The organism is Streptomyces sp. NPDC049541, assembly GCF_044465725.1.
GTDB lineage: Bacteria > Actinomycetota > Actinomycetes > Streptomycetales > Streptomycetaceae > Streptomyces.
Genome location: NZ_JBITLY010000013.1, coordinates 21,955 through 34,804 on the forward strand (window position 1 = coordinate 21,955; position 12,850 = coordinate 34,804).

8 protein-coding genes are annotated in these 12,850 nt (G+C 72.9%); 1 reads left to right on the forward strand and 7 read right to left on the reverse strand.

Annotation, left to right across the window (positions count from 1 at the left end):
* Nucleotides 1-23 precede the first annotated feature (23 nt).
* Genes ACIBW9_RS35835 through ACIBW9_RS35845 form a run of 3 tightly spaced genes read right to left on the reverse strand, consistent with a single transcriptional unit; the run spans nt 24 to nt 3,784 of the window.
* Nucleotides 24-419 (reverse strand): DUF742 domain-containing protein, encoded by a 396-nt coding sequence (locus tag ACIBW9_RS35835; protein WP_398961210.1) that lies wholly within the window; start codon nt 417-419, stop codon nt 24-26.
* Nucleotides 420-428: 9 nt separating this feature from the next.
* Nucleotides 429-866, reverse strand: coding sequence for a roadblock/LC7 domain-containing protein (locus ACIBW9_RS35840; RefSeq protein ID WP_398961212.1), 438 nt, complete (start codon nt 864-866; stop codon nt 429-431).
* Nucleotides 863-3,784 (reverse strand): nitrate- and nitrite sensing domain-containing protein, encoded by a 2,922-nt coding sequence (locus ACIBW9_RS35845; protein ID WP_398961213.1) that lies wholly within the window; start codon nt 3,782-3,784, stop codon nt 863-865. The genes ACIBW9_RS35840 and ACIBW9_RS35845 overlap by 4 nt, the downstream gene beginning before the upstream one ends.
* A 417-nt stretch (nt 3,785-4,201) precedes the next feature.
* Here ACIBW9_RS35845 and ACIBW9_RS35850 point away from each other — a divergent pair, with 417 nt between their 5' ends.
* Nucleotides 4,202-4,744, forward strand: coding sequence for a hypothetical protein (locus ACIBW9_RS35850; protein ID WP_398961215.1), 543 nt, complete (start codon nt 4,202-4,204; stop codon nt 4,742-4,744).
* A 31-nt stretch (nt 4,745-4,775) separates the two neighbouring features.
* Here the strand turns inward: ACIBW9_RS35850 and ACIBW9_RS35855 are convergent, their stop codons facing one another.
* The 4 genes from ACIBW9_RS35855 to ACIBW9_RS35870 all read right to left on the reverse strand — a co-directional run bounded on the left by ACIBW9_RS35855 (nt 4,776) and on the right by ACIBW9_RS35870 (nt 12,697).
* Entirely contained in the window at nt 4,776-9,413 is a 4,638-nt protein-coding gene (locus tag ACIBW9_RS35855; RefSeq protein WP_398961217.1) for a hypothetical protein, read from the reverse strand.
* A 37-nt stretch (nt 9,414-9,450) separates the two neighbouring features.
* Complete coding sequence (locus ACIBW9_RS35860; protein ID WP_398961219.1) at nt 9,451-10,341, reverse strand: hypothetical protein; 891 nt, start codon at nt 10,339-10,341, stop codon at nt 9,451-9,453.
* 31 nt (nt 10,342-10,372) lie between these two features.
* Nucleotides 10,373-11,899, reverse strand: a complete 1,527-nt coding sequence (locus tag ACIBW9_RS35865; protein ID WP_398961221.1) for a hypothetical protein — start codon at nt 11,897-11,899, stop codon at nt 10,373-10,375.
* A 102-nt stretch (nt 11,900-12,001) separates the two neighbouring features.
* Nucleotides 12,002-12,697 carry a GntR family transcriptional regulator gene (locus ACIBW9_RS35870; protein ID WP_398961222.1) on the reverse strand — a complete coding sequence of 232 codons (696 nt, stop codon included), beginning with the start codon at nt 12,695-12,697 and terminating at the stop codon, nt 12,002-12,004.
* Between the last annotated feature and the right edge of the window lie 153 nt (nt 12,698-12,850).

Below are 12,850 nucleotides of genomic sequence, written 5' to 3' on the forward strand. Positions count from 1 at the left end.
TCAGTACCCCGCTCCCGCGCCTCTCACAGTGCCCGGAGGCCGTTGATCACGTCGCGCAGAATACTCTCGTCGGGCAGTTCGGCAGGGGGCACCGGCCGCGTCACATGGACGAATTCCCCGGCGACGAGGTCACCGACGAGGACGCGCACCACTCCGATCGGCAGATCGAGTCCGGCGGCGAGCTCGGCGACCGACTGGGGGGTGTCACGGCACATGTCGACGATGTCCACGTGCTCCGGGGACAGCGTCGCGTCGGCATCCGGATCGTCCGCATGAGGCTCCGTGACGACCACCGCGATCAGGTCGAGTCGGTGCTGGCCCGCACTGGTGGTACGGCCGCGCGTCATCGCGTACGGACGGACGACCGGACCGGCTTCGTCGTCGAACCAGTGGCTTCTTCCCTGACCGTCAGCGCTCATGACATCCCACTACCCGCCTGCGGGCAGATCGGTGCGCGGAGCGGCCCCCAGATGCACACCGACCCTCTTGACGAGGAGCGTCATCTCATAGGCGACCTGGCCGACGTCCGAGTCGGCGTCCGAGAGGACGGCCAGGCAGCTGCCGTCGCCGGCGGCCGTCACGAAGAGAAAGGCGTCGTCCAGCTCGACGACGGTCTGCCGGACGTTGCCGGCCTCGAAGTGCCGGCCCACGCCCTTGGCCAGGCTGTGGAATCCGGAGGCGACGGCGGCGAGGTGCTCGCTGTCCTCCCGGGTCAGGTCCTTGGACACACCCGTCGGCAGGCCGTCGCCGGAGAGCACGAGGGCTTTGCGGATGCTCGCCACCCGGTCCACCAGGTCGTCGAGGAGCCAGTTGAGCTCCCCGGCACTGCCGGTGTCGGTGTGGCCGCTCGCCTTCGGTGCGGTCATCGACCGTCCCCCTTTGTCGTTCGTTGTGGTGCTGTGCCGCTGTGGGCGTCGTCGCCCGCGGCGTTCTCGTCACGGCCGCGCTGCCAGCCGCGCTGGAGCGAGGCCATACGGCTGCGTACCTCGTCGGCGTCCCGCTCGACGAGCTCCGGGCCGTCCTCCGTGCGCCGCTGGACGCTCTGCTTGAGCTGGGGAGCCAGATGGGCCTGCCGTACCCGCCGGGGCAGAGGGCCGGCGCCGGGGCCTGGCTCCTGCGGTGCGGTGCCGGGGTGCGGACCGGCGGTGTCCTCGCCGCCCGGTGTGATCGCGGTGGGGCGGCTGCGCACGGGGAGGGCAGGGGGCTGCGGGCCCCCGCCTCGGCCCCCCGGCTCGGGTACCGCGGATGCGGGGCGCTCGGCAGACCGGTCGGGCCCGCCGGTGCCCGGGCGCAGCGGCGAGGCACCGCGGCGGCGGGTCGGCAGCGGGGGCACGGACTCCTCGTCGGACCGGCCCGGGCCCCGCCCGGTCGGCGGCTGTTCGGCCCGGCGGCGGGACGGCAATGATGCGGGGGCTTCCGGTTCGGCACGTCCGGAACCCGTCGGCGGCTCGTCGGCAGGGTCCTCGCGCCACGGCTGCTGCTCGGTGACCGGGCGTCCGTGCGAGCTGACCAGCTTGGGCGTGCGGCGGCGGGGCAGCGGGACGGGCGCGCCCATGTCGTCGGCGGTCTCGCCGCGGGCCGATTCGCGGAGCTCGGGCTCGCCATGGAGCGAGCCGCCGGTGGTCTCGTCCTGTGCGAGCGCGATGGAGCGGCGCGGGCGGAAGAGCCCGCCGCGTTCGCTGTCCTCGTCGTCGAGCGCGCCGGGGAAGTCCTCGATGGCGTCCAGGTCGACCGGTGCCTCCAGTTCGACCGGGCCGTCCAGGAGCCCGGCGGGCAGACCGGGAAGCTGCGCCGGTGTCCGGGAGAGCGCGCTGCCCGGCCGCTCCTCCAGCTCGGCCTCCTTCGCGCGGTGGGGCCGGTCGAGACGGAAGCCGATGCCGTTGGTGTCCGGGACGTCGTCCGTCAGCAGCGCGTCGGGGACGAACAGCACCGCGGTGGTGCCGCCGTACGGGGACGGCTGCAGGGAGACTCGGACGTTCTGCCGCTGGGCGAGCCGGCTGACCACGAACAGTCCGAGCCGGTCGGTGTCGGACAGTTCGAACTCCGGTGTCTCGGCGAGCCGGAGGTTGGCGTCCAGCAGGGCGTCGGCCGCCATGCCGAGGCCGCGGTCGTGGATCTCCAGGGTGAAGCCGTTGGCGACCCGCTCGCCCAGGACCTGGACGGCCGTGTGCGGTGGAGAGAACACCGTGGCGTTCTCCAGGAGTTCCGCCACGAGATGGGTGAGGTCGGCGACGGCCGGGCCGGTGACGGCGATCCGCGGCAGGCGGCGGACCTCGATGCGTTCGTAGTCCTCGACCTCGGCGACGGCGGCCCGGACGACGTCCATGAGCTGCACGGGCTTGCGCCACTGCCGGGAGGGGGCGGCGCCGGAGAGGATCACGAGACCCTCGGCGTGCCGTCGCATACGGGTGGTCAGATGGTCGAGGCGGAACAGGTCGGCGAGTTCGTCGGTGTCCTCGGTCCGGCGTTCCATGGTGTCCAGCAGGGTGAGCTGCTTGTGCAGCAGGACCTGGCTGCGGCGGGCGAGGTTGACGAACACCTCGGAGACCCCGGCGCGCAGTTCGGCCTGTTTGACGGCGGCCTCGACGGCGGCACGCTGCAGGGTGTTGAGTGCCTGGCCGACCTCGCCGATCTCGTTCTTGTCGTACTCCAGGCGCGGGACCTCGGTCTCCACGTCGACCTGTTCGCCCGCGGACAGGCGCCGCATGACGCTCGGCAGCCGCACACCGGACGCCTCGTGGGCCTCCAGGCGCAGTTGACGCAGGTCGCGGATGAGAGTGCGGCCGATGCGCGCCGAGACGACGAGCGAGAGGACCACGGCAACCAGGCCCAGGACTCCGGCGACGGCCGCCTTGACGATGACGTCCATCGCGACCGGTCGCACCCGGTCCTGCAGGCGGTCACCGGCCTGGTCGTCGAGGGTGGCGAGTGCGGTCAGGACGCTGTCCGCGTCGGCGTCCCAGCTCTTGGCGGTGACCGAACGGGACGTACCGGCGCCGGAGTTGATGACGGACCGCTCGGCAGAGCGCAGTGGGGCGGTGGCGGCGTTCTTCCAGAAACGGTCGTAGCGTGCACGCTCGGCCGACGGCAGCACCGGCAGGCTGATGTCGTACAACTGGGTGCGCTGCGCGACCAGGTCGGAGACCTCGCGGACCTCCTCGCGGGTGAGCGTGCCGACGACCAGGGAGGAGCCGAGCAGGGCGTCCTCACGGGAGAGGAGCTCGCGGGCGCGGGAGATGTTGACCAGCGCGCGGGCCTGCCCGTCGATCTCCACGTTGTCGACCGCGTCGAGCGCGGCCAGGAAGGCGTAGCAGGGGTCCACCAGGCGGTTGTACAGGTGGAGGGCCTCGGCCCGGGTCACCGTGCCCTGCTCGGCGCTGCTGCGCAGGGAGTCGACGCCGTTGAAGGCGTCCAGGACGGCGGTGAGGCGTTCGTCGTCGCCCGCGTTCAGTCCGTCGCGGACGTCGGGGTCGTTTGCGTTCTTGCGGACCTTGGCGATGGCCTCGTCGGAGGCGCGGCGGGTGGTGCGGAGCGCGGCCAGCGCGTCGGAAGCCCGCGGGTCGGCGAGGTAGACGAGGGTCTGCCGGCGTTCCTGCTGCAGGGCGCGGACGGTGTCCTCGACGGGATAGCCCATGTCCTTGACGGCCGTGGACACCTCGAACAGCTGAGTGACCGCCCGTCCCGTGAGTACCGTGGCGAAGCCCCAGATCGCGGTGAGGGACACCAGCGGCACGAGAAGCAGCGCCACGATCTTCCGGCGGATCGACTTCCCGCGAAAGCGCATGGCCTCCCCCAGCTCGACCCCCTCCGGCCGGGGGTACACATGTGCGTCAACAAACGGCGCGAGCCTACTACCGACGCACAGTTAACTCGAAGACCCGTCCGGAGGCTGAACTTCCGCACTGGCTCGAGGAGATGGGGAGTTGTCCGGGCATTGCGGGAGATTGCCGCCCGAGTTCGCGCGGGGACCGCCCGTGCGGATCCGGTCGGTGTGGGCGGTCAGTTGGCCAGAATTTTTCGTTTCCCGGGAATCTTCGGAGCGCGTCGTTCGTCCTTCTCTTCGGGAAATGGGGGCGGAATCGGCCACACGAGCCGCATCCCGCAACCGGGCGGCGTAAAACAGCGCAAGCCGGGCAGCCACTGGGGAGCCGTGTGTTCGACACGGACGGGGGGACTGCTGGCGGTGGGGAGTGACACGTTGATGGGCACGGCGGAGCGGTACGAGGCGCCCACGGCGGGCGATGCGGAGCACCTGACGGTGCAGCGGAGCCCCGAGGCACTGGATCACGACATTCCGGCGCGCAGAGGCGGTCCGGAGCCCGCGGGGCGCGCCACGGCTGAAGAGCAGCCGCACTACCGGCCCTTGTGGATCGAGGAGCCCGCGCGGCGGCGCCGTATGCCCGACCCGGTGCGTACGGCCGCGGTGCGGGCGGTGCTGATCATCGCCGTGACGCTGATCCAGGCGATGGTCGCGTTCCTGTGCACTCTGGCCGGATCATGGCTGGCCTTCCCCATGGTCCTCAGCAGCGTGGCGAGCACCGTGGCGGCAACGTGGGCTGCGCTCGACGTCTGGGTGACCCGCCAGGTGTGGAACCAGCGCAACGGCGTGGTGTCGGTCCCGAGCAGCACCGCCCGTGCCCTGCGGCGCGAGCGTCGCAGGGCACGCCGGCAGACACGGGCTGCGGAGCGGGCCCAGCAGCGCATACAGCGGCGGGGTGGAGCAGGACGGTTGTCGCACCCCTGAGCGAGCCGAGTGGCGGTGCGGTCGCCCGCCCCTAGGGGTTTGCGGGTGCGGGGCGTTTGAACATCCGGGTCGCGGTGATCTCGCTGTGCACCGCCTCCTCCGCCTGGGGCTGCTGCGGCAGCCCGGGGCGGAGGTGTTCCTCCACGCTGATGTACTTCAGGCCTGCGCGCAGGTCGGCATCGTTGCGCAGCCGGATCACCAGCGGGAACTCCGCGAGCGCCGTCGTGTCGAACAGGCCGGTGGTGTAGAGGAGTTGGACACCCAGCGCGTCCGACACGGCTCGCTGCAGCTCCAGCAGATAGGTCGCGTTGGCACGGCCGATGGGGTTGTCCAGAAACAGCGTGCCTGCGTGGCGGTGCTTGTCGCGGCCCCGGTCGTTGGAGCGCAGCGCGGCCATCGTGCAGTACAGGGCGATGGCCGCGGTGAGCAGCTGACCGCCGGAGAACACATCGCCCATCTGTCCCACGGGCACCCGCTCGGCGCGCAGCACGGCGTCCGGCTTGAGGATCTCGACGGCGACGCCCTTGGGCTGGAGTGCCGCGCCCACGCCCCGCAGCAGCAGGGACATGCCGTCGCGTCGCAGGTCGGAGTTCTTCTTCACGGCCGCCCGGGTGGCCTCGTCGATGACCTCGCCCAGCCGCTCGGTGAGCGTGGCCTGATCCGGCTCCTCGAAGCGGATGCGCAGGAACTCCTGCCCGGACCACTCCCCCAGCCCCTCCGGCAGCCGCGACAGCCGCTGGGCGGACCGCAGTGTCGCCAGCGCCGACTCCACGAGCCCGCGCAGCCGGTCCACGATCGAGTCCCGGTTCCGCTCCAGCTGCGCCAACTCGTCGGTCAGGACGCGCAGTCGGGGCGCGAACGCGTCCGCCCACTTCTGGGCGTGCTCGGGCAGCGCGGAGGCGGGCAGTTCACGGATCTGCTGCCGCGCCGGGGTGCAGACCTGCTCGTAGCGGGTGGAGTTGGCGTGCCGCACGAGCACATCGCTCGCCTCGCGTACGGCGGCTTCGGCGGCCGACAGGTCGGCGGCGCAGCCGCGCAGGGAGCGGCGGGCCTCCGCGGCGGACTGCCGGGCCTCCTCCAGGCTGCCGGGGTACGGCTCGGGCTCCTCCTGCTCCTCGTCCAGGGCATGCTCGCGCAGCAGGTCGCGGAGCATCGCGGCGATCTCGTCGAAGCCACCGGCCGCGTCCTCGGCGGCGCGGTGGGCGTCGAGGAGCTCGGCGTGGGCCTCGCGGGCCTGGCTCAACGCCTCGGTACGGGTGGCGAGTTCGGCGGTCGCGGTGCGCAGGAGCGCCTGTGCGTGCTCGGCGTCGCGCGGCTCCAGCTCCTCGGGCAGCTCGGTGTGCGCCTCGCCGTCCTCGGGCGCGTGCCGCTCGGCCTCGCCGCGCAGCCGTCCGAGCTGCTCGCTGGCGGTCGACATCCGGGTCTCCAGGAGCTGCACCAGCTCCTCGGCCCGGGCTGCGGCCGCCTGCCGGGACGGCCCGTCGGAGCCGTCCGGTGACTGCAGCAGCTGCTCGGCGCGGGTGCGGACCTTGTTGCTGAGGCGGTCCAGCTCTGCGCGAGCCGCACCCTCGTCGCTCTCCGCGCGGGCCTGTTCGGCGCGCAGATCGGCACCGACGCCGACCTTCTCGTAGACCTGGGAGGCAGTGCGGTAGGCCTCGCGGAGTGCGGGCAGCGACGACTTCGGGGCCGCTTGGTCGTCCTCCGGTACGTCGTCGGGGGCGCCCGCGATCTCCGCGCGTTCGGCGCGCAGTGCCCGTGCGGTGCGGCGGGCGTCGTCGGCGGCGCGCTGGGCGCCGCGGCGGTCCTCGTCGGCGGCGCGGGCACGCTCCAGGCAGGCCTGGGCGCGGGCCTCCGCCTCGACACCGTCGTCGGCCAGTTCGCGCAGTTTGACCTGCCAGCCGGCCCGCTCGCGCAGCCGGAAGGCAAGCCCGGCGAGCGCGTCGGCCGCGCGCCGGGCCTTCTGCGCCGCCTCCTGCCGTTCGTCCCGCAGCTGCGCGGCCTCGGCGGCGGCCTCGTCGGCCTCGGCGCGCGCCGAACGCGCCTCGGTCAGCTCGGCCTCGGCCTCCTCGGCGAACACCCGCGCGTCGTGCGCGGCCCGGGCCAGCTCGACGAGCCGGCCCGCCGGGCAGCCGGTGCGCCAGGAGGCGAGGCGCGCCGCCAGCTCGCGGTCCTTGCCGAGGCGGGCGGCGAGCGTCCTGATCTCCTCGTCCCGCTCGGTCGCCCGCGCGCGCAGCGCCTGCCGCTCTTCGTCCGCGGCATGTTCGTCGTGCATGGCGGGGTTCGGCGGTACGAGGAAGACGTTGCCGTCGCCCGAGTCGGCGGCCGGGGTGGGGGCGAGCAGGGCGGCGGCCGTACCGACGGCCACGGCGGACCGCGGCAGCAGCGCCGCCTCGCTGAGGGACTCGCGGGCGCGGGCGTGGGTGTCGGGATCGGTGATGATCACGCCGTCGACCAGCTCCGGCCGTGCCGCCAGCACGCGCGCGTGGTCGGCAGGGTCAACGGCCTGGGCGAGATAGCGCCAGCCGGGCAGGGCCGGGATGCCGTGCTCGCCCAGGAACTCCACGGTGGCCAGCACGTCCGGCCCGGGTGGCAGCAGCCCGCCGTCACCGAGTGCGCCGAGGATCCGGGCGTCGTCGGCCGCGGCGGTCCGCAGCTCGAAGAGCTGCCGCTCGGCAAAGGACACGGAGTCGTCGAGCAGCTCGCGCAGTTCGTCGGCGAAGCGGTCGAGCTCCTCGGGGGTGAGGGCGGCTTCGTCGCTGTCCGTTTCGTGGCGGGGGTGCGGAACCGACGGGCGTGCTTCCGGGGCCGACGGCCGGGCGTCCTTGCCGGACAGGTTCAGCAGCTCCGCCAGTCGCTCCTCGGCCGCCAGCGCCTGTGCGATACGGCGCTCGGCCTCGTACGACCGCCGGGTCGCCATCGCCGCGTCCGCCGCGCGGGCCGCGGTCAGTTCGGCGCGGGACTCGGCGGAAGCCGCCTCGCGCGCGTGTTCCGTCGCCCTGTGCGAGGCCTCGCGTGCGGTGTCCCAGGCGGCGACCGCGGTCTTCTCGGCGTCGCTGGCCGCGAGGGCGGCGCGGGCCGGGTCGGCGTCGGGTGCGCTGTCGTCGAGCCATCCCGCACGGACCGCCTCGGCGGTCTCCTGCTCGACCTCGGTGAGGCGCTGGCGCAGATGCCCGATCTCACTGCGGGCCCGCTGCGCCTCGGTGGCGGCGGCGGTCGAGTCCCGGTAGGCGGCCTGGCTGACCTCCTGCAGCGCGGCGGACCGCTCCTCCTCCTCGTTGGCGAGGCTCTCGGCGCTCTCCGCGGCCGCGTGCAGGGCCCGTACGAGATCCACGGCGGCCTTGGCCCGGGCGGCGAGCGCGGGCGCCGCGTCCCGCTCGGCCTCCTGGATGGCGGCGGCCACGCGCGCGACTCGGTCGGCGGCGGCGCGGTGGCGCAGCACCGCCTCGGCGGCCTGCCAGGCGGAGTGCAGGGTGCGCGCGTCGGCCAGTTCGCGTTTCTGCACGGCGGCGGACTTCTCGGCGGCGGCGAGCGCCAAGGAGGCGTTCCGGTAGGCGAGTTCGGCGGCGATGAGTGCGCTGCGCTCGCGGGCCGCCTCGGAGTGCGTGACCGCGTACGCGGCGGCGGTGACCCGCTGGGCGAGGTCGGCGGCCCGGATCCGTTCCTGCACGCCTCGCGCCGACAGCCGGCGCGCCAGCGTGCGGGTGCGGCGCTCGGCGCCGGCGTGGATGTCCCGCGCGCGTGCCCGGGCCTCGGCGGCCTCGACGATCCGGCCGAGCAGATCCACCGACCCGGCGGTGAAGTCCCGTTCGGCGATCAGCTCGGCCCGGCGGCCCAGCTTGTTGCCGAAGCCGCTGACCAGATCGGCGAGGCCGTCGGTGTCCCGGGTGTCGGTCACGGCGCGCAGCAGCAGGTCGGTGAAGTCGGAGTCCTTCTTGACCGCGAAGAGACCGGCTGCCTCGCCCTCGTCGGCGTTCATCTCCCGCTGGTAGCGGAAGAGTTCGGGGTCGAGGCCGAGGTCACCGAGGTGTTCGATCCACCGGTCGTGGATCTCCTCCCAGTGCACCTCCAGATGCGGATACGCCTTGCCCGCCTCGGTGAGGGCGTCCCGGAAGCCCTTCATGGTGCGCCGGCGGCCCTGCGCGCCCGACTGGCCCTCGGCGGGCGGCCGTACGGCGGTGGCCTCGGCGACGGGCAGGTTGTCCAGGGACAGCCCGGGTCCGGGCCGGAAGGAGTACCAGGCCTCGGCGAACTTCCGCGGGTCGTTGGAGACTTGCCGTCCGCGCCACTCGCTGACCTTGCCGACGACGACGCATTCGCCGGTCAGCGTGTGCTGCCACTCCAGGGCGACGTGCCCGCAGTCGTCGGCGAGCAGGAACTTGCGCAGCACGCCGGAGCTGGCGCCGCCGAGGGTGTTGCGGTGGCCCGGCAGCATCACCGAGAAGATCAGCTTCAGCAGGACCGACTTGCCGCCGCCGTTCTCCAGGAAGAGCACGCCGGCGGGCGCGGGGCGGCGCGGCGGGCCGACGGGCTCCTCCTCGAAGAACTCCGCCTGGGTGGGCGCGGGGTCGGGCACGGGCTCGCCCACGCCCCGCAGGTCGAGCACGGTGTCGGCGTAGCGCGCACCGGCTGGACCGATGGAGTAGAGGCGGACCCGGGACAGCTCGTACATGGCGGACTCTCGTAAGTCTTCGGCAGGTCGGGGAAGTTCAGGAGTGCGACGGCGTGTGGAACGGCAGCCCGGCGTCGGCCGCCAGTTCCAGGCCGTCGGTGTTCTCGGGCGGCAGCAGCGTCGGGGTGCCGTCGGTCACCGGGACCACGCCCAGTTCCAGCAGCTCGGCCATCGCGGCGCTGCCCGCCATGTCGCGCACCTGGAGCTGGTAGCGGGACGTCGTGCGGTACGTGCCGCCGTTGTCGTCGCCGGTGCGCTGCAGGAATCCGGAGTCGGTGAGGAACGCGGCCGCCTTGCCGACGATGCCGGTGGTCGAACCGGCGAGCCTGCGCGCGTCCTTGGTGGCGCCGGCGGCGCTGCGTCTGGCCCAGATCCGCCACGCGGCCTCCAGGCCGGGCGCGTCGGTGGCCGGGTCGGTGTTGTCGCCGTGTGCCTCGGCACGCTCCTCCAGACGGCGGCAGGCCTGCCGTACGAACGCGTCGACACCGTTGACCGTCACGCGCCCGATGTATCCGTCGTCGGCGAGGTCCTCGGGGCGCGGGAACGCCATGGCGGCGAGGGCGAGATGGGCCAGTCCGTGCAGGAAGCGGTCGCCGCCGTCGGCGGACGTACGACGCGCGTAGTCGCCCATGCGGACGGCGAACACCGAGTCCTCGGCGGCCGTCACGGCCATCCCTGCGCGCGGGGAAACCTCCAGCACCACAAGGCCGAGCCCGGCAGCCACGGCGTCCGCGAGCCGGGCGAACGGGGGGTCCTCGCGGTAGCGGCGCAGCAGCTCGGCGTACTCCTGGTCCCGCGCGGGCTGCAGCTTGGGCTGCAGCCCGAACGCGACGAGCCGCGCCGCGTCGGCGGCGTCGGCGGGCGTGACGGCGGCGGTCGCCGACGGGGCCGGAGCCTCCGTCTCACTCCACTCGACGTGCTCACTCACTGCTCGGGCTCCTTGTCGCGTTCCTGTTCACTCATGCTGCTTCCGTCCGGTCCGCCGCCATGCCCGCCGCGTCCAGCAGGGCCGTGCCGACGATGAGATCGGCGCCGCCGAACTCCGGATCGTCCAGCTCCGTCCCGTCGTCCACGGCGAACAGCAGCTTCTCCTCGCCCTGGCGGTATGCGGTGCCGACCGCCGGGCTGGCCGCGTGCACCGCCAACAGGGCCACCAGATACGGAAGATCGGGGTCCTGTCTGCGGGCCTCGGCCAACAACCCCGACAACCGGCGCGGCGCATCGGCGGGCAGGTCCAGCAGTTCCGTCGCCGCGGCCAGCTGCTCCTCGCTGAACCGGCTGTCGTCCGGCGTCGCGATCAGATCCGGCTCGGGCATCTCCGCGCCCAGGTGCTCCCGCTCCACCGGCGGCGTCAGCAGTATGTCCACGAGGTCGCCGACCCGCACGGACACCGGCGTACGCAGCCCGGTGCCCCGGGCGAAGAAGGCGTCCGTGACGCGGACCGCCTGTTCCAGCGGCAAGGGCAGCACGGGGGCGACGAGGTGCCCGTAGAGGTCGATCCCGGACGAGGTCATGGGGGTCGCGAACGCCTGCCGGTCCTGCTCGGCTCGGAACAGCGGCCCGGCCTCCAGGAGGCGCGACTGCAGCTGGGTGTGCCTGCGGATGCAGTCCTTGACGATGTCGACGAGCTCGGCCGCGCGCCGCTTGTGCTCGGGGTCCTCGGTCTCGTCGCGGGCCTTGCGGATGTTGGTGAGGATCGCGTTCTCGTGCCGGTAGCGGTCGGCGACGTGGTCCAGTGCCTCGGCGATCATGTCGGGCACGGAGTTGAGCCAGTCCACCGCCCGGACGTTGCGCCGGGTCGCTTCCAGGGCTCTGCGCAGGGTTTCCGAGTACTGCACCGTCCGGTAGCGGGCCTGTTCGGCGGCGAGCTGGGCGTCGGCGAGGCGGCCCCGGTTGATCAGGACCTCGAGTTTGACCTCGGCGGCGATCTGCGCACTGGTGACGTCCGTGTCCAGGGCGCCGACCAGGACGTTGACCGCCTCGTCCGTGGTGCGGAGGTAGACGGTGCCGCCGGGGCCCGGCACCTCCTCGATCAGCTTGAAGTCGTAGTCACGGCGGACATAGCTGCCGTCGCTCGTGAACGTGCCGTAGACGGCGCGGAAGCCGCGGTCGACGCTGCCGACGTTGATCAGGTTCTCCAGGACCCAGCGGGCCACGCGCTCGTGCTCGGCGACGGGCCGCTGCGGGGCCTGGGCGGCGATGCGCGGGATGAGCCGGGCGACTATCTGGTCGTGGTCGGCGCCCGTGTCGAAGTCCATGTTCAGGGTGACCAGGTCGATGGCGGCCAGCGCCACCTCCGCCATGCCGTACACCGAGTACTCGCCCGCCAGGTTGGCCTTGCGTGCGTCGAGGTCGTGCAGCGGCGCGGTGCAGGCGAGCGCGCGCAGGCGCCGCGCCAGCCCCTCGTCGGCGGCCGGACCCGGTGCGGGGCGCGGCCCCGCGCTGAGCTGGGGCGGAACACTGTCCGTCGATGCAGGCGAAGTCACGGTGCACAGACTAGGTCCTCGGTCTGACATCGACCCAAACGACTCAGATGCCACCAGGCGGCACGGTCGCCACGCCAGTGGACCCGGCACTCCTGCGTCCCGCTAACCGTCCTCCCCGACCCGCCGCCGGTACACCTCCACCACCCGCTCGAGCGAGTCGTCGAGGTAGACCTCCAGCAGCTTCTCGGCCGCCGGCCGGTCCCCCGCCTGCAGTGCCTGCAGAATCTGCCGGTTGCGGGCCAGGTACGGCTCGTGCAGGGCTTTGGGGTCGTCCACGATGTGGAAGGCCAGGCGCAGTTCGGCGAAGACACTGCGCATCAGCTCGTCGGTTCGGGCGCTGCCGGCGAGGGCCACCAGCTCCCGGTGGAAGTGGATGTTGGCGGTACCCACACCTTTCCAGTCACCTTCGCGCGCCGCCCGCTGCCCCTGCTCGACGACCTCGGCGAGCGCGTCCAGGTCGTACGGCGGCTCGCCGAGCCCACGGACGACGGCGCACTCGACGAGGCGCCGGGTGCGGTAGATGTCCTCGACGTCCTCGACGGTCAGGACCCTGACGAAGACGCCCCGGTTCAGCTCGTGGACGAGCAGACGTTCGTGGGTGAGCAGCCGGAACGCCTCCCGCAGTGTGTTGCGGGAGACTCCGAGCGCGCCCCCGATGCTGTCCTCCGACAGCCGGGTGCCGGGCGGGAAGAACCCCTCGGCGATGCGGCCCCTGAGGATGTCCGAGACGCGCTCGGCGGTGCTGGTGCGCCCCAGGAGAGCCCGGTCGTCGGCCAGTCCTGTCAGCTGCTCTGCCATGCCCGGAATTCAACCGCAGATACAAGAACGAAACAACGTGGGTATTGAAGGATCGTTCAACGATCCTCTACCTTGCTACGCACGGCGCCACCTCAGCCCCGGGCGCCGACCGCTCCTCCTGCACGGCACGGCTCATTCCTGAAGCACCCTTCG

Bases quoted from the DNA above. Each gene is read 5' to 3' on its own strand.
- ACIBW9_RS35845 (WP_398961213.1), bottom strand. From the start codon at position 3,784: ATGCGCTTTCGCGGGAAGTCGATCCGCCGGAAGATCGTGGCGCTGCTT.
- ACIBW9_RS35840 (WP_398961212.1), bottom strand. From the start codon at position 866: ATGACCGCACCGAAGGCGAGCGGCCACACCGACACCGGCAGTGCCGGG.
- ACIBW9_RS35870 (WP_398961222.1), bottom strand. From the start codon at position 12,697: ATGGCAGAGCAGCTGACAGGACTGGCCGACGACCGGGCTCTCCTGGGG.
- ACIBW9_RS35850 (WP_398961215.1), top strand. From the start codon at position 4,202: ATGGGCACGGCGGAGCGGTACGAGGCGCCCACGGCGGGCGATGCGGAG.
- ACIBW9_RS35855 (WP_398961217.1), bottom strand. From the start codon at position 9,413: ATGTACGAGCTGTCCCGGGTCCGCCTCTACTCCATCGGTCCAGCCGGT.
- ACIBW9_RS35835 (WP_398961210.1), bottom strand. From the start codon at position 419: ATGAGCGCTGACGGTCAGGGAAGAAGCCACTGGTTCGACGACGAAGCC.